Consider the following 22,892-nt stretch of genomic DNA (forward strand, 5'->3'; position numbering starts at 1 on the left):
ATTGCTGCCTACGAAAGAACAAATATTAGCTTTTGTTTCAAATTTTTCAAAAGATGAAGGAGCTGCTCTATTACTTTCAGGGGGGGATTTTTCCACCTCAGAGCGCTCCTTCATCGGTCTTTTTCCAAGGAAAATCGTTTCCATTCCCGCTGAACCTGTCAAAGATCCCTGGGAAATCCTTTCTGAAAAAGTTCAAAATGGATTTTGGTTTGGCTATTTAAGTTATGAGATGGGCCATTGGTCTGTTCCTAAAATGCTATGCAGGTATAAGAGCCAGGGCGAGGATTTAGCCGCCTTTATCTTTTGCGCAGTCATTATTGTTATCCATCATCAGACTGGAACAGTGGAGGTAAGATATCAGGATAAACTATCGATATCTGAACAAACCCGTATCGCACCTTTTCTTAATGGAGACTATTCTTCATTATCTTTATCCACTCCGCAGATCAAGTTAAATTACCCCCTTACTGGTATCGAGGAATATTCAGAGCTGCTGAAACATATTCTAGATTGGATAAGGGATGGACAGGTCTATCAAGTGAACTTATCGCATTGTGTGGAATGGATAAATTACTCGGATCCATTTCAAATGTATTGTCAGCTATTTCTTGACAACCCATCTCCATTTTCCGCTTATCTCCACTTTGAGAAACGATCTATTGCTTCGCTTTCTCCTGAGAGATTTCTAAAGTTGGAGAAGGGAGTCCTTTCTTCCTATCCCATTAAAGGAACCTCAGCAAGGAGTGCTGACCCTGAAGAAGATATGTTGAATAAGCAATACTTGCTTACCTCTGAAAAGGAAAATGCTGAATTACTGATGATTACGGATCTCATGCGCAATGATCTCGGCCGCGTCTGCTTACCGGGATCTATCCAGGTCCCCAAAGTAAAGCATTGTGAATCCTATAATAATGTTTTTCATTTAAATTCGATTATTCAAGGAAGTGTGGATAAAACTAAAAATTTTTGGGAAGTCATCTATTCTTGTTTTCCTGCGGGATCTATCACGGGCTGTCCTAAAGGAAAAGCAATGGAGTTGATAAATATACTGGAAAAGTCTACTAGAGGAATTTATACCGGTTCCATTGGATATATCGATTTTTCAAACGGATTTGATTTGAATGTGGCCATTAGGACTGTTGAAATCAAAGGTATAAAATCTAAGTTAAGACTCGGCGGTGGAATAACGATAGATTCTGAAATAAACAACGAATATTGCGAAACGCTGCATAAGGGAAGATCTTTCTTAAAGTTTTTGAAACTCATTAACCCACCTTGAGCGACAAGTAAATAAACTACTCGCTTGCTCGAGAATAACAAAGGAATGTTATGAGTAGCTTAAGCAGTAGTTTAGAAGGGTTGCCTCACGTGAGGATATGGGATAGCGAACCCGAAACAATTATTAATGAACTTTCTAATAATTCCTTAGATGTGTCCTCGTGCGGGTATGATGCTTCCTGTGAATCGCTAGCGCCCAGTAATTCCAAACCTAATTTTCGTGAGTATCGCACAACAAGCGATATCACAGCTTGTAATTCTTCAAGTACCTTTTTGATTTCCATTATCAAACGTTCAGCTTCCTTACCTAGAATGAGTATTATTAGAGGAAATAAAAATCCCGAAGAATTCTGGTCCTCCAATTTAACTCCTCGTTCTGAAGGAAAAGTCAGGCTTTCAGTGGAGCATTCTCATAAAGCACGTAAGCCGTCAACTGATGAGTTGGTCTATCACAAGCTGTTGACAGATCTTTTTAACGAAGAATTAATCCCTTATTCTGAAAAAATTATCCGTACACGTATCGCAGAGATGGTTTTTAACGAGATTCAAACAAGAATAAGCGAAAATGACGCTGTAGTATCCCCACGTACTTGGTCGGCTCAAATTAGCCCCAGATCTAGGAATTCTGTAGTCGATGCTGTCATTGAAAAGTTAATGGGGGATGCGACTTTATTTTTTCCCTATAAACAAAGGTTGGAACGTTTACATACGCTTTTATCCTTCATAGACCAGTCGCAAAGTTCTAAGAGCGTGAAAGAATTACATACGATCATCCTAACTCTTAAAGATGTAAAAACTATTTCTCATCTCATGGATCAATTAAAAAAAATAAAGGGTGTAAAAGAACATAAAAAATTTCTAGTGAACGTTTTTCATGAAAATCCGGATGCAGCAAAAAAGCTCTACGAAAAATTAAAAGAATGGAGTAAATCCCCCCATAAATTAGTGGAATCGGTTGTAAGTGAATTATTTAAAGGTTTGCAAAAAACAGAGTTATTCAAAAAAGGCACGCTTGTTTGGCAAAAGGATAAAGTCCGTCCCACTTACACACCTTATGATAAAGCCCTCTGGGAAGACTGCTTCAAACGCGTATTTTATTTGCGCGGTAAGCCTGAACAGCTGAAGGTATTGAATGAGATATTCTGCATCAATGGTAAAGGTGTAGGTTTTGAAATGGATGAGAAGCTCGAAGATATCCAGCTTACTAAAGAGTGGATTAAGAAATTGGCCGTGACATTAATAGAAAACGGATTCTATTCTAATGCTTTCACGCCCTCCCTGACGGTGGAATTTGTATCAGAGTATATAGCTGAAATATTCACGGAGTTACATCCTCAAAGATTATCTACAAGCTTGTTGTTTTTGCTATCAAACAAGGCTTTGAAAAATTTGTACCATGAATACCAACTTCATAGCCAATTTGGGGAGAGAGTACACCCTCCTGTAAGTGGTTTTTTTGAAATGCTAAGAGTCTGGATGACGCATCCTAAAGAATTGAAAAGGGTATTGGTGGATAAAATAAGGTTACAAGAAAGATTTATGGTATTGAATGAGGAGAGCCTGCCTGAAGTCGCAAAAAAAACTAAGCTAGGAGGAAAAGGGATATCACTAACTCATTTTCATGCTGAAAATCTCGATAAATTAGGGAGCAAAGATGAAGGATCGTTGGTTAAATTACTTATTAGCAATGATATTTGGAAAAAAGTTCTTAATAAAACAACTCTCAGCGGAACATTTTATGATGAGCCTGTTTACCTTCAGAGAATATTATCAAATGAAGAGAGTTCCCTGCCTCTCGCAGAGAAATCACACAATCTCCTTGCATTACTAGAAAAGCTTAATATTTTTTCCGATCAGGAAATAAAGTCTTTAACTGCTTTCGCTGTTTCGTTTTTTGATCTCATCCTGATGTGTTCTAAAGCAGGCCGATTTATTGGAGAGGGCTATTATTACAACATTAACACAGAGATGCTAAAAGACTGGAGCTTTACCGCCCAACGCTCATCTCAAGTGAAGATTAAGGTTAAAAAAAATACTCTAAATGTTAAACATAAGATCAACTTCCGCAGCAATACTGTTCCCTACGCACTGAAAAGCACGTGGAATTTATCCAATACACAAAACTCTAAAGGTGAAATGGCATGGATAGGTCATCTACAGGTAAAGCCATCGCAAATATTAGACATTGACAAAGCTTCTAGCTTTATTAAATGGAGATTGGATAGCGGTCTGCTAGAGCCCAATATTCCAAGAGGACAAGATAAAATGAAGATTAGAGGATAGAATGAGCGTAACAAAAGTTTCTCTCGGTGCCGATGAAGCAGCCTCTCTATATCAACGGGGACTGGTAGGCGCATTAGCTCGTTCCTCCAGTATGAAAACTAATATGGAGGCATTTATAGAAAACTATAAATCATTAGATGTGCGTAAATCTGCTTCTACTCCTAATCATGAGCGGAAAATAACTGAAGAGAAAAAAACATATGAAAGTATTTATCCATCCAGCAGCGAAGAAGATTGCAGCCCTTTTGTACAAAAAGGGTCTTGGGTTAGCGACGTCCAACAATTCCAAGCGGAGAAAAAAAACAGACGCTTATCCCGAAGAATTGAAGAATTGTTTTTGCCTAGTAATAGCACACGTTCTACCGAAAGTTGGAATACCCACATAAAAGATTCCGTCGATGAAAAAACAAAACTTAATCATGTTTCAAGCTTAAGAACTTTATTTGCAGGAAAAAGTTTTCACACTCTTTTTAGAGAAAAGCTTAAAGATGTAAACGCTTCCCTACCACGGTTAATGACTCCCAGTACTGTGGATGATATTGTTGAAAAACATATTCTTGAAACCGTAAAAGATTATTTTTTAAAAACCCCTGAAGGGTTATCTACTAGCGTATGTTATATGTTTTCTGAGACTATTAACAATAATTTACGTTCCAGCGATCTATTAATCTACCCGCTAGTTGAAAGGGCAAAGTTCGTTGAATGCTCCATCTGCAATATTAAAGAAGATAAGAAATCAAAAAAAGAACCGCCTGCAAGCTGTATTGCGAAAATTTCTAAACTAAAAAAAGCTGTAGATTTCCTTGTAATCTGGAATCTTTCAAGGGATAAACTACGGCAATACATCCTCGAACTCACCCATCAAGACCAATTGGTAGCAAAGGCTGTTATTGAACGTATCAGCTGGTGGTTAAGCAAAGAAGGCATTTCAGAAGTTAATACAAAAGTAAAATGTTTCGTTGAAGATTATATTTCTTTAAGCAACCCCGTCCATAGACGTTATCATTGGCATGGTGCAAATTTGGAGGAATCCTACTTGCCATTGGAGAAAGTCCGGTGGGAAGATGCTCAAAGGGTTTTTCTACTCTCTTCACCTTTCGATACTCTAAAAAAAAAATATTTCGTTAATGGAGAAAGTATTTCTTTTCATAAAACGGACGAAGGGACACAAAGCTACTCATTATTTAAACAACTATTCGAAAACCTAATCCAAAAGGGCTTGGGAAGAGGTAGATTAAGTTCTTCAGCACTAGAAGAAGAAGAACATGATTTTTTTTTATCGTCTTTAATCGAGTTTTTCGCCCACATGTGCAGTACATTCCAAGAGTCAGTTTTGACGATAGAAATGTTGATACTATTAAGACCCCGACGACTTAATGAAATTCTAGAGCATTTTGAAAATAGCTTTATTTTTCTCTCTCGTGAAACAGGTCCCATCCCAAAATTTGTGGAAACGGAATATTATTTTAGTCCACGTAGATTACGCAAAGCAATAACAGCTATAGAAAATATTGTCAGATATCTAAATGTTAAGACAGAAGCTACTGCAGAGAGTATATTTCAAGAAATACAAAAAATTGATGAAATAACTTTCTTCCTAAGTAAAGAGAGGGACTCTAAGAAGCTAGCTCTGGATATCTATTTGGATCCTGTGAAATATAAGAAAATCCTAATAGAACTGCTCTCATACGCTAACTCCTTGTCAAGCTTCCATAGCGTAAAATCCATCCTGATTGGCCTTTTGTCAGACACTCACTCTTTTCTTGAAAGCATACGTCCTTTTGAGGAACTAAAAGAGCTATTAGCAAATCCAAAAGCAGTTATAGATTGTTTGAAGGAAAATACTTCCTTGAACCTAATGTTAAAAGACTCCAAAATGAGCGGCTATGTCTTTGCTAATCCTCTGCAACTTTCAAAGATGTTATTAGACCCAAACGGCTTCACGAATATTTTTCAGCAAGCTGAAAAATTCACTATGAATTTACATACAATAGCCAGCTATATGGATAAATATCCTGAACTAATCTCCGGCTTGACATCTGACCTTCTAGATGTATTTGTTATGACAACAGCTACAGGTGCATTTGCTGGCAGTTTTCTCTTTGAGGAAGAGAAACATGAGATTTTTAAGGTCTGGAGTTTTAAAACTCGAAGGCTAGAGAAATGTAATATTACAATAAAGGAGGATGGCAATTATACTGTCACTCATTTCCTGCGTTGTTCAAATGAAGATGACCCCAAAGCGAAGGAGTCCGGAAAGGCAATGGAGTTTTTTATTGTATCAGAAGTTCGGCCCACTATAACAACGACAGGGGAATGGACCTGGGAAGGGACTATTCATGTTCCCTATCTTTCAAGAGGTACCTGCAGCACAGAGGATAAAATAGCCCAATGGCAAATTGACAGAAAACTCGTCAAGAATAAGGGGACTTATAATCAAAACGGGATTCTTCCTCCAGGAGGATTAGAAGTCGTTTTAAATTCTCAACCTCTCTTCGGTGCTACATTAGACATCCTTAAGGAATATGCTCGTGTCTGAATTATTTGTCCTGATCAATGGCGAGCCTTTCAATGCAAATGACGCCTCTCTTTCTGTATTTAATCTTGGTTTTCAATACGGCTTCGGAATATTCACAACCCTGCGGATAGAAGAGGGAAAAGTCTTAAATTGGGACTGCCATACCGCCCGCATAAGAGAGCATTGCGATTTTTTTAGTTTATCAATGCCTGCCTATATAGAAACTTTGTTACCCAAACTGATCTCTCTTAATGAAGCCGAAAAAGGGGTTTGGAAAGGGAAAATTATCGTTTCTAAGAATAAGGATAGTACATCTTTATCATTAGCCACTCTTGAGCCTTATAAGAACTCTATTAACCCATGGAAGCTGGCTTCCATCCCTCTGCCTAGACAGCCTATCCTGTCAAAATATAAAACACTTTCCTACATTGAAATGATCTGGCTTGCTGAAGTAGCACTCAAAAATAATGTGGATGAAATGCTTATTTGTAATGGGGATGGCACCCTCCTTGAGACTTCTAAATCGGCTCTCTGCTGGATTCATCAAGGAAAGCTATTCTACCCGTCTTTTGACTTACCACTGCTTCGGAGTACGGCGTTGACGCAAATTATTAATTCTCATGAATTTAAATCTATTTCTACCATTGCTGCTTTGCAGGAAATACCCGCATCAGCCTCCGTATTCGCTATCAACGCCCTTCAAGGCGTCATCCCCATCCAATCCATCGACTCCTTAATGTTTAATCAAGACCCTGTTTTACATCAGCGCCTCTTGTCTTGCTTGGGGATAAATCGCTCATCAGCTATTTTATTTGTCGATTAACATATTGAGGCGCGATGAGTACAGAAAAGACGGCAATTAGCCCTACAAGGAAAGAAGACTACCCTGAATGGTACCAACAGGTTATCAAAGCCGCTAATATGGCCGAGAACTCCCATGTACGCGGCTGCATGGTGATAAAACCCTGGGGATACGGTATCTGGGAGAATATCCAACAACAACTCGACGCCAGAATCAAAGAAACAGGCCACGAAAATGCCTATTTCCCTCTATTTATACCTATCAGCTTCCTGGAAAAAGAAGCAGAACACGTTCAAGGCTTCGCCAAAGAATGTGCTGTCGTCACACACCATAGACTGGAAGAGAAAGATGGTAAACTCATTCCTACAGCTCCGCTAGAAGAACCTCTCATCGTACGCCCCACCTCCGAAACCATCATCGGCGACTCCTACTCCCGCTGGATCGAATCCTACCGCGACCTCCCACTGCTCATCAACCAATGGGCCAACGTCGTACGCTGGGAAATGCGTCCAAGAATTTTCCTTCGTACAACAGAATTTCTCTGGCAAGAAGGCCACACCGTCCACTCTACAGAAAAAGAAGCTATAGAGGAAGTCTTGATGATCCTCGAAATGTACCGCTCCTTCATGGAAGACGTTCTCGCTATCCCCGTCATCGTAGGCGAAAAATCAGCAGGTGAACGTTTCCCCGGCGCTGTCTCAACATACTGCCTCGAAGCTATGATGCAAGATAGAAAAGCCATCCAAGCCGGCACATCCCACTACCTCGGCCAGAATTTTGCTAAAGCCCAAGGCATCAAATTTACTAATAAAGACGGGGAAGTAGAATACGGCTACACCACCTCCTGGGGCGTCACAACACGCATGATCGGCGGTGTCATCATGTGCCATGGCGACGACGACGGCCTACGTCTACCTCCTAGAATTGCTACCAAACAAATCGTTATCGTCCCCTTCGTACCCAAGCCAGAACTGGAAGAAGAGGTTTTCGCCTTCGCAGAAAAAACTGCTGCCGAGCTGCGCAAAACCCTCTACCACGGCAGACCCCTCCAAGTATACGTCGATAAAAGAGACATCCGCGGTGGCGAAAAAAACTGGGAATGGATAAAAAAAGGCGTTCCTCTCCGTATCGAAATAGGCCCACGCGATATCGCCAACAATAGCGTCGTCATCGCTCGCCGCGATAAACCACACAAAGAGAAAAATAACTCCTCTGTACAAGACCTCGTCCAAAATGTCACCCATATCCTAGACGAAATTCAACAAAACTACTTCAACCAAGCCAAACAAAACCAACAAGAACACACTTTTACCGATATCAAAAATTTCGAGGAACTACAGAAATTCTTCACACCCAAAAATTCCGAAAAACCCGAAATCCATGGCGGCTTCATCCGCGCCAAATGGTGCGGTGAACCCGGAACCGAAACCTGCCTCGATGACCTCAAAGTCTCCATCCGATGCATCCCCCTCGACCAATCCAACTCCCCAGGCACCTGCATCCTCACCGGCAAACCCGCAACCCTCGACATCATCCTCGCCAAATCTTACTAGGGGCTCCGCCCCTAGGACTCGGCCAAAGGGCAAAGCCCTTTGGAAACCGCTTTACTCCCTTCGGGCTCGAAGGGAGTGTCTTGCTCGTAAGTTATTCTTCTTAACCCTTCAATAATTTAAGTGTCTTGTTCGTAAGTTATTCTTCTTAAAACGGATTATCTTTTTTATTCTAATTTAAGAAACATAACTAAGTTTTGATATTTGGAGATTACAATGGAGTTAGGAGGGGAGGGGGATTCCGAGCAAAACAAGGTTGTAGAGCCCGGAGGGATGAAGGCGGTTTCCAAAGGGCTTTGCCCTTTGGCGGGGTTCTAAGGGGCGGAGCCCCTTAGCGGATGAAGAGCCAGCGTGGGTCGACGACGCGTTCGGAGTATTTCTTTTTTGTTTCGCGTGGGTCGACGACTTTGTTTTCGATGGCTTCGAGTTTTTTGTTGTTGTGTTGAAGCATTTGTTGGAGGAGGTCCCATTCTTCTTGAGAGAAGTTTTCGGCATTTTCGAAGTGGGTATCGATGGAGTCGGGGTTAGATTTGTGGACGTTGTATAGTTCGTCGATATCGGCGGAGAGTTTTTCTAGTTGTATGCCGATTTCCTTAAGTTTTTTGTCATTAGTTTGAAGTTTTTCTTCATCAGAGGATTGAAAGAACATGTGATTTGGGTCCTTTTTTTTTATTTATTATTATTTAAGCGTAATTTTGAGTCGCGGAAAATAAGAGCGGAGCCGGCATCAGTAGGCCATCGCGAGTGTAGGACACCGCCTTTAGTATAGAGTTGTATAACTTTTTTGTCTTCAGAGATGAGGAAGCTGGGGAGTCTGGATAGGAGGAGGGAGTTTGAGGCATAGGGGGAGAGGGAGTCGGTATCGAAACCGAAGCTTAGTCCGGGAAGGCCGGTGCCTTCTATAGCGGCGGGCATAGCGGTGCGGAAGAGGCTGGATGCGACGTGTTGTTGGTAGAACCAGGCATATCTAAGGTTGGCGTGAGAGTCTATTTGGGCTTTAATGAGAAGAGGTAGGTCTGAGGGGGTTGCATTTTCATATTGGCTGAGATTTGAGATGACGACTTTCTCGTTGGCGAGGAGAGGGAAGGTGAGTTTATCTAGAGAGGTGGAGAGGGTGTCCATGTTAGAGATGATTTCGAAAGCCGTTTTATAGGCTTCTTCTTCGTTCTTGCCGTCGTTTATTAATTGAGTGATTAGGGCATCTTGCGCTTCGAGTAGGGCTTTGGCGAAGCCGGTTTCGTCTATGCCATTGGAGCTACTGATAGCGAGGGTTGTGGTGTCGCCTTGAAGTTTTGCGAAGAGGAGAGTGAGTTCTACTTCTGCAGTGCGGCTAAGTTTATTTGAAGAGCCGGTATGTTGATTTATCAGAGTGGAGAGGATGAGAAGAGATAGAGCTTTTTTTGGGTCTTTTTCAAGATAGGTCGCTTGATCCTGAAGCATTTTAGCAGTATGAGATAGGAGTTTAAGAGTTTGGGTGTTAAGGTCGGAGATTTCTTTTTCGAAGAAAGATATTTCTGGGGTAATTTCTTTCAGTTTAGCTTTAAGTTTTTCAGTATCGCTGGGGGAGGCAGATTTAAGGTTAGTTTGGATATCGATGCTTTGTTTTTTTAGGTCGTTAACTCTGGCTTGAGCTAGGGTGAGTTTAGTATAAGTTTCTTTTAGGTTAGTGAGGCCGGAAGTTAGCCAAACTTCGAGGGGGGATGTATTATTTATGAAGGCAACGAGATTATTGAATTCGCTAGTAAGTTTTTTTAATTCATTAGCGCTTTCCGTGGTGGAGGGATTTTTTTTAATCTCAGCAATTTCCGTCTGAATTTCGTATGCCCTATCCGAAGCGGCTCTAATTTGGCCGCGCAGGTCTATAACAACATTATGTGTAGAAGGCATCCATGAAGTCATGGTGACGAGTCCGGGAATGTTTTGCTCGTAGCTGTAGTTATCTTCCATACGTCCGGGCATTTGGCTGTAGCCGGCCAAACATAGATTTATGTGGGCTACACCAGAAGTTTTATCGGGATTATGGATTTGACGGTTAAGGAACTGAGCTGCTTGGTGTTGGTTATGGATGGTTTCGCTGTCGAGATATGCGGAGTCAAGTTCCAGCATAAGAATAGTTTGTGGGGGTGCGCCGTTACGGGCTTCTTTGATTGTGGAGAGAAGTTCTTTGGCTTTATCGACAGAGTCAACAGCTCCGGAAGTTACCGTTATTTGATTTCCTTTAACTTGGTAGTGTACGTTTGCCAAGTCGTTGGATGGGCTAATAGAGGATTGTAGATTAGGGGTAACTTGGTCTTGGCGTGCGGAGAATTTAAACTTTTGTTTTTCCGGGCGTGAGGCGAGCCATACACCGGTTAGGCCTTGAGTGGGAGTGGCACGCTCGTGTGATTTGTTATTTAAGGAGCATTCTTGGATTAATTTTTTATCGCATTTTTTTGAGATAACGCTATCGACATGTGATTCTACTATGAGGGTAGCGGGGAGTTCGGTCATTTGAAATTCTTGATTGATGTGGACCATAGTAAAAGCGGCTTTGTAGTTGTCAGCTTGAGAAGCGGTCCAATTTTCGGGATTAGGAATGTGAGAGACGGAGGTGTTAGGAGTTGTTTGATTGATGATGGATTCGTAGGCGTTGGAGATGATTTGCAGATTTTCCTTATGTTGTTTCAATTTTGAACTATTTTTGGATTGCAGCTGATCTAAAGTAGATTGAGCTGTGTGGGAAAGCAGATAAAGTTGGGTTGCAGCCCAGTCTCTTTTTTCGATTGTAGGATGGGGGGTAGTGACTAAGTCAACTATGGATTGAGTGACTTTCTCCAGTTTGCTGGGATCAATTTTTTTATTAGAGGCAATAGCATCTAATATATTTATTGAATCCTGAGCACTAAAACTGTTAACAGTTGGTTCAGTCATAGTATCTCTTTTAAATCCTCTTATTACCTTATTATATCTCTAGTTTATTAATAATTGGTAAATATATTTTATTGATTTGGTTAAATTTTTTACGAATGGATTTTGACATTTTTACTCTAACGGAGTATCAAGAGAATAATTCTATATCCTTGGGAGTGAAGTATGAAAATTTTAGAGCAGAGCGTACCTCTTAACAAATCAAATATTTGGAATCTTCAAACCAGTATATACTCAAAATTAGGGCTTCAGGCTTGGACTCATCGCGGAGTTCCTAGCTATATGACCAATAACCCGTATACGGCGAAGCAATATGCCCAGTTGATCGTTAGCTACCTTCGCGACGGATTAGATCCAAATTCAAAGAAACCCATCAGTTCATCGGATCCCATTTATATTTTCGATTTAGGGGCCGGAACGGGGCGTTTTGCTTATGTTTTTCTTAAGCAGTTCTTCAAGTTGATCAAAGGGATACAATATTTAGAAAGTTTAACAATACGTTATGTATTGACTGACATTGTTGATAGCAATTTAGATTTTTGCGAACACCATAATTACTTGAAATCCTTTATTGAGAAAGGGATCATTGATTTTGCACATTTTAGTTATGATCAGAAGGAGCCCTTGCAATTAAGACTAGCCAAAACGGCCCTTGATCATACCAATGTCAAAAACCCGGTTATTCTAATCGCAAACTACTTTTTCGATACGATTCCGCAAGACTTGATCCGTTATCATGGAGGTAATTGGGAAGAGGGACATATCACTATTAAAGGACCTGAAAGTACAAGCTCACTTGGACATCCTTTTGAGGATACGGAAATCTTAGAAAAACTCCATTTTGAATTCAGCTATCTCCCTATTAGTCCTGAGAAAAAAGCAAATTATGAAGGAATACCTGAGGCCCATTCGTTAATAGATGAATATAGCAATAAGTTAGATGGGGTTCCATTTACAGTGCCCCAAGGAGCTTTTAAAACAATAAGGTTTTTTGAGGAGTTATCTCAAAGTCGGCTGCTTGTTATTTCCGGAGATCAGGGATATAGTTCTATTGAGCAGTTAAAAAATTCAGGCGAACCACGTTTTGCCATTCACGGTGCATTTTCAATGGCCGTCAATTATAATGCATTGGCTAGATTCTTTGATAAGAAGCAGGGGAAAGGCTTTGTTACGACCTTATCAGATCCTGTATTTCAAGTTTTTGTAGGGTTGTTGGGCGGCAATGCGAGTGATTATCCGGAACTTTCTGTTGCACATAAGGAATATCTGGAGTCTTTTGAGCCTAAAGATTACTGGAGCCTTGCTACCTTAGTGCAGTCTGAATGGACCAATCCTTCTCTAGATACACTGTTGCTTATCCTGAAGCTAGGTTCATGGGATCCGATGAACCTTTATACTTTCTACTCAATGATTAGAGAGCAGGTGCCTACAGCAACACCAAAGCAGAAAGAAGAGCTGCGTACGGCTATCCATGAGGTATGGGAGAACTTCTACCCTATCCATGCGCTGGAAGGGGAGTTTATTATGAATCTGGGTGTGATGTTTTTCGAAATGCAATATTTTGCCGAAGCTTTAGGTTTTCTGCAGCGTTCGCTTATGATTACGGGGGACAATGCCACGACATATACGAATATGGCAGCGTGCTATCTATCCCTTTTCAATCCAGAAGCAGCGCACAAATGCTTCGAAAAGGCCAAAGCAATGCATGACGCTGTGGGTGTAGCCTAGCCACATTAGGAAGGAATAGTTCTATGGCCCTCGATTAGGCGAGGGCCATGAAACGGAAGAATGTCTATCCGCTCCTTATTATTATGTTTTTGAAAAGATAAGAAAAGAAAAAGCAGCAGATAAAGTACCGCCTAAATTCGTCCATTTAAATGGTAAGGTAATCAAGGTGTATGCACCTCCGCATACGTTTACTATTGAGCTAACTACTCCTATTGGAACTTCATACTTATTTGCATAGTGGCTCCACTTTTTGAGAAGTGAGTTATCACTATTAAAATCTTTTCCTAGTGTAAGGATACCGGCAGCGGTAAAAACGCCTAAGGCAGCGTATCCTGCGCCTCCGGAGCCTATAATTGCAAGAGCTGTACAACCGGCCAATATTGCACTTGTGCATAAAAACACTCTATCTACAATATTTTCCAACGTTGTCTTAGTACGGCCTTTTGGAAGCACTTCGAGAGCTACAGTGGAAGAAAACGCAAGGATAAAATTTATCCCTACCTTAGGAACAATACTGGTTAGTGGGGGTGCGAAAGACATATAGATCCTATTATTAATTTGGTTTGATTTACATAAGAGAAAACTACAAACTATTCATCCTTGCACTCATATGAGTGCAAGGATGAATAGTTGACTGCCTTATGGTGGGGGCAGCTCTAGTTATTCACGTTAGTGTTGAAGCGAAAGGTACCTTCATCGCGGAGGGCGCTTTTGCTGCGGACACGTTCGTATTGGAATGGGTTTTTGTCGTTGAAGACTCCTCGCAGGAGGATGCCTATTCTTTTCTTGTTGCTGTGTCCGAGAGATTCTTTAGCGTATTGGATGAAATCGGTGTAGTTGAGTTTGTAGAAGGCATCCACTCTTTGTTGAGGCCTTTGGAAATCACCGAAGTAGTTGAAGGCGAGTTCGTATAGCAGTTCGGTCATGCTGTCCATATCGCGTGGAGGTTGAGCCATTTGTTCGGCCAGAGCATGTTGAATGATGGAGTATTTCTCAGGGGTGATTTGTTTTGTTTCGATTTCACGAAGGTAGTCTTCGAGGAATTGTTCGAAGCGGGCTAGGAGGTCACGGCTGTCGTGGGTGTTGGATTGCACGCCGAAGTAGTCGAGAGTTTGTCCTTCCAGTTCTTCGCCGCCGCTGAAGACGAGGTAGCCGGTTTGTTGCTGTGTGCGGAGAACAGTGTAGAAGGCTTCAGAAAGGGCTTGCATCAGGATTTGCTGGGCAGCGCGGTTCTTATATGTTGCGTTACCGGCTTCTATAGCTAGTAGGGCAGCGTTACCTTGAACGGTGATATTATCTTCGATGTAGTAGGGGCCGGAGTTTTCAGGCAGGATCAGTATTTCTTTGCGGTAGTGTTGAGTGGGAGGGTAGGGGATTGTCCCTACAGCTTGTTGAAGTCTTTTTACGATCTTTTGAGCATCGGATTCGGATAGGTTGCCGTAGATGATACCTTCGATGTAGTTGGTTTGGAAAAGCCTTTGCACGAAGTCGGTATAATCTTTCAGTGTGATTTTCTTAATGGCATTTTCTTTTTCTTTAGGGGTGGAGTAGTCCTTAAAGAGGATATTGCGCAGGGCTTCAATGGATTGTTCGATGGGGGATTCGAGTCCTTTGTCGGCGTAGCTGCGTAGGAGGAGGTCACGATAGCGATTGAATTTCACTTCATCGCAGTTAGGATGAATTAAATTACCTATGATGGTGTCAAAGAACTGGGGAGCTTTGTCGCTGTAGCCGTGTACATCCAGTTTGATTCCGTTACCATTATCGGCTACTTTTACGCTGAATTTTAGTCCTCCTAGTTTTGCATTGTATGATGCGTCATCCAGGGATTCTTGAAGGCATTTTGCGTAGAGTTCGCTAAGGGCCATAGAGCGGGAGTGTGCCGGGGAGATTTCAGGAGTGCGGATGGTCAATACAAAATCGATGAGAGGAACGCCATAGAGGTTATCTTGAGCGTAATATACTTTGCCGAATTCATTATCCAAGATAGGTTTTGGGGTAGGTACACCTCTATTTTGGAGGAAGAAACCGGTAGAAATCGGATTTTCTGCAGAGTGGAGGACAAGTAGGTTGGTAGGGAGATAAGGGTTGGGATCGGGAAGGGTGATGGCTTGATGGGGAGTTGCTTGTACCCATTTAGCAAATTGATTTCTGGTGATAGGTTTAAGGGCAAAATGTACACCGAGCCAAGGTTCTTTTTCTGTCAGTTTTACGCGTGTTTCGGAATAGGGAGCGATGAGGATGACTTGGCTTTTTTGCGGTGTAAGAAGTTGTAAGAGGGCGTTTGTAGCGAGGGGGTCGTATTTGATTAACAGTTCAGAGCGTTCAGGATAGGTTTCTAGATCTTCAGCCGCGATGCGGAGTGAATGGTAAGTTGCTTCCTTGTAGGCGGCGCGTTGGGATTGGAATTGGTAGTCGAGAAGTTCTTGTTTTTGAGCTTCATCAAAGATGGATTGCGGGACGCCGGATTTTTGCAGGAGGGCGATAGTTTGGAAAAGTCTTTCGATGACGATTCCATATTTTTTCAGTCCTTCTTCAGTAAGCTCAATTTCTACATAAAGGAATTGGGTATCTCTGGATTCAGGAAGGGAGCCGCAGGATAGGCCTGTCGCTAGGTTTTCCCTTTTAAGTTCTGCTAGCAGGCTTGTTTTTCCTTCATGACCGAGGATATGGCAGACGAGTTTTTCGGGATGGGATTCGTTCATATGGGCGAATTTTGCAGGCAGTTCCCAACGGACATAGAGTTTCCGTTCATGTTGGAAGGGTTCGATATAGATGACCTGGCCGTAGGCGCTATCGGCGGACATTGGTCCGGGGATATTCATGGGAGGTCTATTGTTATTGGGGATATCTTTGAAGTTATCTATCACCATTTCTTTTATGTCGTCGAGGGGAAGGGAGGAGTAGACGACTAATTTCATGATATTCGCGCTATAGTACTTTGAGAACCAGTCCTTAAGATCTGCCGGGGTTGTATTGGCCAAGGATAGGCTATTGCCCATATTGAAGCGGCTTTGGGGATGTTCTTTCCTTGTCAGGGTTTTAATGACGTGGTCGATGCGGAAGGCGTCATTTTCGATATTTTTGGCGTATTCTTGGTCGATGGCGTTAAGTTCGCGTTTGACACCGGACGGATTGAAAAGAGGTTCTTTAAAGAAATAGGCGAAGCGGTGAAGGGCGCCGTCTAGAGCGTCGTTGTTGACGCTGAATAGGTAGGCTGTTTGGTCATTCATGGTGAAGGCGTTATTTTGGCCGCCGTGCTGTGTGATGTATTGGTGGTATTCGGCTTCATCGGGGTAGGCGGAGGTGCCTAGGAAAAGCATATGTTCAAGAAAGTGGGCGAGGCCGGGATGTTCATTAGGTTCTTCCCAGCTTCCCGTTTCTACGACCATAGCGGCGGAGGATTGTTCGGCCCTGGGGTCAGAAATAAGGAGGACTTGTAAACCGTTATTGAGTTGGAGTTTTAGGGATTTGCGGTCTTTAAGCGCGGGGGAGAGTATGGGAACGTTCGCTTTTTCTTGGATGACATTGTATGAAGTGGATAATTCTGCTTTAAGGTTAGGTGTGCAGAGAAGAGAGAGAAAAAAAAACAGTTTTAGCAGATGTTTCATCGGTAGACCTTTCTATAAAGATTTTTAACTTCATCCATAATATAAGCGGTTCTTTTTTCGCGTTGTTCTCTGTGGTCGCCGCTATTGAATTTTTCGTAGAGGGGGGGGATGGGTATTTCAGCACCGATGTAAATGTGTGCGGGGTGAAATTTAGCGTAGCGTGGTTCGCCTAGTTCTTTCAGAATTTTTTGAGGCGGGGGCAGAAGTTCGAAAGTAGCCAGGGCCATAGGGAAAATGTGGGTGGGCTTTTTTGCTAGTCGTGCTAGAAGCAGGAACATTTCCACAGCTGCCGGATCGAAGGGGGCCACGTCGACATGGCCATTTTCATCGGATCTATCTCTGCCGCCACTGGGGGCAACATAGATACTTTTGCCGCCTTCGTCGAGGAGTCTTTGAAGCGCTTTCATTGAGCGTTGGTTGTGGCTCTGTTTGTCCGCTTTTTTTTCTGGAGGCGTATCAATATGTCGTTTGGACCAGATAGTTAGGAGGTTGCATCCTAAGCTGAAGGGGATGGCCATAGGATCGGTTGTTACGCGGTGGCCTGCGACGTAGATGAGTTCTTGTGAGAGTTTGGGATGTTTTTCTTCTAGAAGGATATTGATGAAGGTGGCATCCGGTTCCGTTTGGTGGTTGGCGAAGAAGATGACATTTTCGCCCTTTTGGAGAAGATCTTCTACCTCATTGAGAGGGGTGTCGCTTTGCACTGTGGAGTGTTTCATGTCGATGAGGGGGCGCATGAAGTCCATACTGAATTTATAGTAGTCGTAGGGTTCCCTTACGGCTTGGTGGACAGTAGGGAAGGAGTGGGGGTTAGAGGCCTGTTCGCTGACCATATCCAGATAGAGATGGAGGAGTTCATCATGGCTTTGGGAAGTATTATGGCTATTTTTATGTACAGTTGTATAGGAGAGGGAAAAAGCTTGCAGCATCTCAAATAGCGGCAAAGATATTTTGCCGCTATCGAGATAAGCTTTGAGAGTGGTTTGAAAATCTCTTTTGACCACTATCAAACCTCTAATTTTTTGTTGGATACATTGGAGATGAATTGATAATCGTTAAGATGCAAGGAGTCATCTTTCTCAAAAATCAATGAAGCGTTCATCGATTCGGCGGTTCTAGCAAGGTGTTGTTTATCAATGACTTGCAAGTATTTATCTAATTCAGGGTGGACACAAAGCTTCAATGAGAAGCACTGATGGTTTGTGATAGCCTTTTTTAGACCGCGTTCAATCTCGATAGAGACGCTTTCGTGGGATTTGATCATGCCGCCGCCGGTACAGTAGGGACAGGGGGTGTAGAGTGTTTGCAGAAGGGAACCGCGGTTACGCTGGCGGGTCATTTCTGCTAATCCGAATTCGCTCATCCCTAAAATGGTGCATTTAGCGGAGTCGTCTTTCATACATTCTTTTAGCTTATCGAGGACACGTCTTTGGTTTTTACGGTAGCGCATGTCGATAAAGTCGCAGATGATGAGTCCGCCTACGTTTCGGATGCGCAGTTGGCGTGCAATTTCTTCAGCGGCTTCAAGGTTGATGCGGACGAGGGATTCTTCCACGTCGGAATTTTCATTGGAGCTGCGGCCTGAGTTGACGTCGATAGTGTGCATTGCTTCGGTGCGATCGAAAAATAGGTAGCCGCCGCTAGGAAGCCAAATTTTTCTACGGAGAGCTTTCTCTATTTCTTTTTCTACATTGAAACGCTCGAACATAGGTGTTTTGTCGCGATAGTATTCAATGCGGAGGGGGTGTTCGCTAGCATAGCGGCTATAGAGGCGCTTGCAAGTTTGGTAGGTGTTATAGTCATCTACTAACAGGCGATCAAAGCGTTTATCTATTGCGGTGACAACGGCGCGTTTGATGATATCGGATTCTTCGTAGAGGAGCCTTGCATCGTCGGCTTGCTTGAAGTTATCCATGATTTGCTGCCAAGTATGGAATAAATCATTGGCTTCGTTGATCAGCATTTCCTGTGAGGCGTGTCCGCTGGCGGTACGGCAGATCAGTCCCATATCTTGCGGCATTTCAAAAGCGCGGATCAGCTTTTTTAGGCGTTCGCGTGCTTGACGGTCTTCGATTTTCCTAGAGACTCCGCGGTGGGAAGAATTGGGAAGGAGGACGAGGTAACGGCCGGCGATAGAGACGTTAGAAGTTAGGCGTGCGCCTTTAGTACCGATAGGTTCTTTGACGACTTGGACTAATACGGGCTGGTTAATTTTCAAAAGCTGCGAGATATCTTGGTTTTGCTTTTGCGGTTCGACGGCTTTAATGTCGTAATCTAGGTCAAAATCCATATCGTAGACTTGCTCGAATTTCTTAGTGTTTTCGAGGATGTCGGATATATGGATAAATCCATTGTCCCCTTCATTAATATCGATGAAGGCTGACTGGATGTTATGCAAAATATTCGTGACGCGGCCGCGATAAATGTTCCCTGTGAGTTGACGTTCTTTCTTCCGTTCAATGATCAAATCTACAAGGATTCCATTCCGTAAATGGGCGTAACGGATTTCTTTGCTTTCTATATTAAGAAGGATTTCCTGCATGCGGTCTCCCAACTACAAACGATTAGGGACTTAGCATAGGGGAAAAGCTGCAACTTTTCCACCAAATTCGTGGCGATTTATTCGTCGGAGTGTTAAATTATACACTAGTGAACTCAAAAATGGGTATTTTGACCGCAGATGCTTGGGTATTACGGTCTTTAACATGCATAATAGATGTATGTTAGGAAAGATCTTAAATCTCAGAGCTTTGAAAGGGCAAAGTGTTTTTCTTTGAGTTCACTTGTATTTAGAGTAACTTTGTTAATATAGTATGGCGATGTCAGCAAATAAAGACCAATTTAAGATATATGTAGACCAGCTAAAAAGTGGTCATGTCGAGCACGTAAAAGAAGAATTCGATCCTTCTTTTTTGGAAGTTAACGAACCGGACCTGCAATTCAAGGGCCCGGTACACGTAGAAGGCGATGCATACGTCGCGGGGCATGAACTTATTTTGCATTTTGTCATCAAAGCGCTGTCAGTTGTGCCATGTAAGGTTTGTAATAAATCCTTGGAAATTGAAATTTCTTTGCCTAATTTTTACGAAGCTATCCCTCTTAGCGATGTGCCGCATGGAATTTTTTCGATGCAAGAAACACTGCGAGAAGCCATACTATTAAACATTACAGCATTCGCCGAATGTGAAGGCAACTGCCCTCGTCGGCAAGAAATAGCCCCTTTTTTAAAAAAGACATCCAGCGCATCGCCGTTTGATCAGTTGAGCGCGGATGATTTCAAAAGTTAACATGATTTGGAGATAAGCCATGGCAGTACCACGTAATAGGCATTCAACCGCACGCAAGAATTCTAAGCGTTCGCACCATGCCAAAAAACCAGTACACACAAGCAAGTGCACAAACTGTGGAGCAGAGCATAGACCCCACAGAATTTGCCCTTCTTGCGGTACATATAAAGGCAGCGTAGTAGTTCAAAAAGCTGAGAGCTAATACACTTTGCGCATAGGTGTTGATATTGAGGGGGGCGATGCCTCCCCTGAAACCCTATGGAAAGGCGTTGTCGCGGCTTGTGAAATACTGCCGCACAACGTAGAACTGCTTGTTTTTGCATCTCAGAGCTTCTGTTCATCCCAAAGTACCGTTCCACATATTCAATTAGTCCCTTGTAAAGATGTCATCACTATGTCTGATGAGCCTTTGTATGCCATTAGAAGCAAAAAAGATGCTACGATGACCCGCGCTCTGCGCTTGCATCAGGAAGGGGGGCTGGAAGCTATTGTTTCTTGCGGCAATACAGGTGCTTTATTTGCAGGAAGTTATTTATTCTTATCCGATCCTAGAGTGTCATTGCGTCCTGCTTTACTCGCTAATATCCCCACATCCTTTGGTCAGGTGACATTGTTAGATGTAGGCGGGACTATTGAATGTTCCGAGGAGCAGCTCTTTCAGTTCGCCATACTGGGTGCAGCTTATTGCAAGGCTGTAAAAGGTACTCCTAAGCCTAAGATCGGATTGTTGAATATCGGCCGAGAAGAGAGCAAGGGGGCAGCCCTTCACCGTAATGTATATGAAAGGCTTAGCCTAGCTTCTTCAGAAGACTACGACTTTATCGGCAATATCGAAGGACGCGATTTATTCCATTCCGATATCGATGCGGTTGTGTGCGATGGTTTTTCAGGAAATGTCCTATTAAAAACCGCTGAAGGTTTAGGACTGTTTCTAATCGACCATATAAGCCAAAACCTGCAGGATCAAATCTCACCCGGCAAATTGAATGAGCTGCAAAGATTGTTCGACTATATAGAACATCCTGGCGGCTACATTTGCGGGATTAGAGGCAATGTTGTCAAATGTCACGGGGCGGCAACGTCCACAGCCCTTGCTAATAGCATTTTGTATGCAGCCAAGTTAGCGCAATCTCATGCAGCGGAGAAAATCATCACCCTGCTTTACCCCTCATAAAATAAAACAAGTTTCAAGGATGAAAAATGACTAGGTCGAATATTATTTCTGCTACCTCCTGGAAAGAGCAATACCCCTTACAAGCCTATCAAAAAATGCAGGGCAGGGTGGCAGAAGTTCGTAAGCTCGCTGAGAGTGAAGGGCGTAAACCCGTTACTGTAAAGCTTACAAGAGAAGAAGAAAAAGTCGCTAAGCGAGTGGCTTTTTATTTTATTGTGAATATTCAGGAAGATGAAAAATGTCTTGCTTCAATAAAAAATATTTCGATTGAAAAGTTAACTTACACTGATAAAAAATTTCACTTTTTCACTCCTTTGCATGTGGCAGTCCTCTTGGACAAGGTAAAAGTTGTGAGGCATCTTTTAGATAAAGGGTGTTCTCTTCAGGCTAAAGATGAAAATGGATTTACAGCTGTTCTGTTAAGTGCGTTTGTGGGAGGGGATATCTATAAAGAGATATCCTTAAGAGTCCGTCCGGAAAGTCATCGTTCGCCCCATCATGCAAACCTACTTCAACTACGTGAACTCCTGACAACACAGGGGAATACTACGGGTATTGAAGCACTTTCATGGGTCAATAATGAAGGTCAAAGAGTACCTATGAATTCGGAAAAGTACTTAGAAATAACTCATAGGCAATACACAGGAACATATCTTATTAGAGATCAGTGCTTTATTTGGAAGCCTTCTTATAAAGGATTTCCGACAAGACTGTGTTTACTCGATGTGCATACAGTTTTGATGACACAAGCATACAAAGAATTTAAAGAAAGACCCCCTAAGTTAGTTGTTAAGCCTACGGAATGGAATGAGGAATCTAATGAAAACTTAGGCCTATTTGCAGGAAGAAAAATAACCGAAGGAACGATAGTCCGTGAATATACGGGGGAGGCAGAACCGACACAATATTTTAGCAACGAAGAAATCTTACATCAAATTCAATCTGGTAACATCAATGCATACCAACTATCTGTCGTCAATGCTAAAGACTATGGAGGCGGTGCTGAACTTATCAATGATGGATTCCCTACCAGTATATATGCATCCGTGAAAGATGAAGCAGGGATATATTCTAGATCGACTGTGATAATGTTATGCGATGTTGAAGATGGGGAGGAATTATTCGTCAACTATGGTCAAAACTTTATACAGGTTAAGAATGCCATCATCTACAAAATGGATCCTTCTAACCGAGAAAGAATGCACCGGTTCTTTAAAGCTTCTTCACTAGAATCTATTTTCAGTGAACTGGAAAATCCCTCCACACCAGAATATTTGTTGGAAGAGGTAATTACCTCTCCCGAGTTTAGTAAAAAAGCATTTTACCGTAATCTTCATGTTCAAGAAGCCTTAAGATATATCTTATCTACTCCTTCTGCGCTGTTTGATTTAATTATCTCAGATGTACTTGATGCTGAAGCCCTGCTAAAACTGGTGCGTAGCAGTAAATACAAAGACATTGCTAGTTGGGATAGTTGCTTTGGATTTTTGGTAGATATTGCATGTCTAATGCGTCAAGTGAAGGAATGTTCAGAACAGGATCAATGTGAAATAAAAAAAACTCTCCTACAAATTAGCCGGGAGGTGAAAACATTTCAATGGAGGGAGCTGATATTTTTAATGAGCCATTCCAAAATGCCGTGGAAGCGTGATTATAATGATTTTATAAAGGTTTTTAAATTCTATAAACCGCTTTTATTAGAGCTTACTTTAGATATGCCTTCTTTAAGTTGGCAAAGAACCATAATAATATAA

Annotated in this window: 16 protein-coding genes; 10 read left to right on the plus strand and 6 right to left on the minus strand. The window is 42.2% G+C overall.

Features of this window, described 5'->3' with window-relative positions; genetic code table 11:
- Position 1 precedes the first annotated feature (1 nt).
- The 5 genes from WC222_07185 to proS are packed head-to-tail and all read left to right on the plus strand — an operon-like array spanning position 2 to position 8,434.
- Positions 2–1,279 (plus strand): anthranilate synthase component I family protein, encoded by a 1,278-nt coding sequence (locus WC222_07185; GenBank protein ID MFA6916163.1) that lies wholly within the window; start codon positions 2–4, stop codon positions 1,277–1,279.
- A 50-nt stretch (positions 1,280–1,329) separates the two neighbouring features.
- Positions 1,330–3,561 carry a hypothetical protein gene (locus WC222_07190; GenBank protein ID MFA6916164.1) on the plus strand — a complete coding sequence of 744 codons (2,232 nt, stop codon included), beginning with the start codon at positions 1,330–1,332 and terminating at the stop codon, positions 3,559–3,561.
- 1 nt (position 3,562) lies between these two features.
- Positions 3,563–6,100 carry a hypothetical protein gene (locus WC222_07195; protein MFA6916165.1) on the plus strand — a complete coding sequence of 846 codons (2,538 nt, stop codon included), beginning with the start codon at positions 3,563–3,565 and terminating at the stop codon, positions 6,098–6,100.
- Positions 6,093–6,902 (plus strand): aminotransferase class IV, encoded by an 810-nt coding sequence (locus WC222_07200; GenBank protein ID MFA6916166.1) that lies wholly within the window; start codon positions 6,093–6,095, stop codon positions 6,900–6,902. The genes WC222_07195 and WC222_07200 overlap by 8 nt, the downstream gene beginning before the upstream one ends.
- A 14-nt stretch (positions 6,903–6,916) precedes the next feature.
- Positions 6,917–8,434 (plus strand): proline--tRNA ligase, encoded by a 1,518-nt coding sequence (proS, locus tag WC222_07205; GenBank protein ID MFA6916167.1) that lies wholly within the window; start codon positions 6,917–6,919, stop codon positions 8,432–8,434.
- A gap of 328 nt (positions 8,435–8,762) precedes the next feature.
- On the opposite strand, the gene WC222_07210 is transcribed toward proS, so the two are convergent.
- Positions 8,763–9,080: a hypothetical protein gene (locus tag WC222_07210; protein ID MFA6916168.1), complete on the minus strand. Its 318-nt coding sequence runs from the start codon at positions 9,078–9,080 to the stop codon at positions 8,763–8,765.
- A 20-nt stretch (positions 9,081–9,100) separates the two neighbouring features.
- The gene (locus tag WC222_07215) at positions 9,101–11,341 is read right to left on the minus strand and encodes a hypothetical protein (GenBank protein MFA6916169.1); all 2,241 of its coding nucleotides are present in this window, start codon (positions 11,339–11,341) and stop codon (positions 9,101–9,103) included.
- Positions 11,342–11,503: 162 nt separating this feature from the next.
- On the opposite strand from WC222_07215, the gene WC222_07220 reads away from it, so the two are divergent.
- Entirely contained in the window at positions 11,504–13,066 is a 1,563-nt protein-coding gene (locus WC222_07220; GenBank protein ID MFA6916170.1) for an SAM-dependent methyltransferase, read from the plus strand.
- Positions 13,067–13,147: 81 nt separating this feature from the next.
- On the opposite strand, the gene WC222_07225 is transcribed toward WC222_07220, so the two are convergent.
- From WC222_07225 to WC222_07240, 4 genes are all read right to left on the minus strand, one after another.
- Positions 13,148–13,606 (minus strand): hypothetical protein, encoded by a 459-nt coding sequence (locus tag WC222_07225; GenBank protein MFA6916171.1) that lies wholly within the window; start codon positions 13,604–13,606, stop codon positions 13,148–13,150.
- Between the two features lie 116 nt (positions 13,607–13,722).
- Positions 13,723–16,677, minus strand: a complete 2,955-nt coding sequence (locus tag WC222_07230) for an insulinase family protein (GenBank protein MFA6916172.1) — start codon at positions 16,675–16,677, stop codon at positions 13,723–13,725.
- A complete protein-coding gene (locus WC222_07235) occupies positions 16,674–17,681 on the minus strand; it encodes a 1-acyl-sn-glycerol-3-phosphate acyltransferase (GenBank protein MFA6916173.1) in 1,008 nt (335 codons plus the stop codon). Before WC222_07235 ends, WC222_07230 begins: the two co-directional genes overlap by 4 nt.
- Positions 17,682–17,683: 2 nt before the next feature.
- Positions 17,684–19,219 (minus strand): Rne/Rng family ribonuclease, encoded by a 1,536-nt coding sequence (locus tag WC222_07240; GenBank protein ID MFA6916174.1) that lies wholly within the window; start codon positions 19,217–19,219, stop codon positions 17,684–17,686.
- Positions 19,220–19,496: 277 nt separating this feature from the next.
- Between WC222_07240 and WC222_07245 the strand changes: the two genes are divergently transcribed.
- From WC222_07245 to WC222_07260, 4 genes are read left to right on the plus strand one after another with little or no spacing between them, the layout of a single operon-like run.
- Positions 19,497–19,964, plus strand: a complete 468-nt coding sequence (locus tag WC222_07245; GenBank protein MFA6916175.1) for a hypothetical protein — start codon at positions 19,497–19,499, stop codon at positions 19,962–19,964.
- A 19-nt stretch (positions 19,965–19,983) separates the two neighbouring features.
- Positions 19,984–20,166 carry a 50S ribosomal protein L32 gene (rpmF, locus tag WC222_07250; GenBank protein MFA6916176.1) on the plus strand — a complete coding sequence of 61 codons (183 nt, stop codon included), beginning with the start codon at positions 19,984–19,986 and terminating at the stop codon, positions 20,164–20,166.
- Between the two features lie 6 nt (positions 20,167–20,172).
- Positions 20,173–21,138, plus strand: a complete 966-nt coding sequence (locus WC222_07255; GenBank protein ID MFA6916177.1) for a hypothetical protein — start codon at positions 20,173–20,175, stop codon at positions 21,136–21,138.
- Between the two features lie 26 nt (positions 21,139–21,164).
- Positions 21,165–22,892, plus strand: a complete 1,728-nt coding sequence (locus WC222_07260; protein MFA6916178.1) for an SET domain-containing protein-lysine N-methyltransferase — start codon at positions 21,165–21,167, stop codon at positions 22,890–22,892.

The sequence above is a fragment of the Parachlamydiales bacterium genome (genome assembly GCA_041671045.1).
Classification (GTDB): Bacteria; Chlamydiota; Chlamydiia; order Chlamydiales; family JABDDJ01; genus JABDDJ01.

What these genes read in the sequence shown, in the direction of transcription:
- WC222_07190 (MFA6916164.1), top strand. Translation starts at nt 1,330, where the DNA reads ATGAGTAGCTTAAGCAGTAGTTTAGAAGGGTTGCCTCACGTGAGGATA.
- WC222_07195 (MFA6916165.1), top strand. Translation starts at nt 3,563, where the DNA reads ATGAGCGTAACAAAAGTTTCTCTCGGTGCCGATGAAGCAGCCTCTCTA.
- proS (MFA6916167.1), top strand. Translation starts at nt 6,917, where the DNA reads ATGAGTACAGAAAAGACGGCAATTAGCCCTACAAGGAAAGAAGACTAC.
- WC222_07210 (MFA6916168.1), bottom strand. Translation starts at nt 9,080, where the DNA reads ATGTTCTTTCAATCCTCTGATGAAGAAAAACTTCAAACTAATGACAAA.
- WC222_07215 (MFA6916169.1), bottom strand. Translation starts at nt 11,341, where the DNA reads ATGACTGAACCAACTGTTAACAGTTTTAGTGCTCAGGATTCAATAAAT.
- WC222_07220 (MFA6916170.1), top strand. Translation starts at nt 11,504, where the DNA reads ATGAAAATTTTAGAGCAGAGCGTACCTCTTAACAAATCAAATATTTGG.
- WC222_07225 (MFA6916171.1), bottom strand. Translation starts at nt 13,606, where the DNA reads ATGTCTTTCGCACCCCCACTAACCAGTATTGTTCCTAAGGTAGGGATA.
- WC222_07230 (MFA6916172.1), bottom strand. Translation starts at nt 16,677, where the DNA reads ATGAAACATCTGCTAAAACTGTTTTTTTTTCTCTCTCTTCTCTGCACA.
- WC222_07240 (MFA6916174.1), bottom strand. Translation starts at nt 19,219, where the DNA reads ATGCAGGAAATCCTTCTTAATATAGAAAGCAAAGAAATCCGTTACGCC.
- WC222_07245 (MFA6916175.1), top strand. Translation starts at nt 19,497, where the DNA reads ATGTCAGCAAATAAAGACCAATTTAAGATATATGTAGACCAGCTAAAA.
- rpmF (MFA6916176.1), top strand. Translation starts at nt 19,984, where the DNA reads ATGGCAGTACCACGTAATAGGCATTCAACCGCACGCAAGAATTCTAAG.
- WC222_07260 (MFA6916178.1), top strand. Translation starts at nt 21,165, where the DNA reads ATGACTAGGTCGAATATTATTTCTGCTACCTCCTGGAAAGAGCAATAC.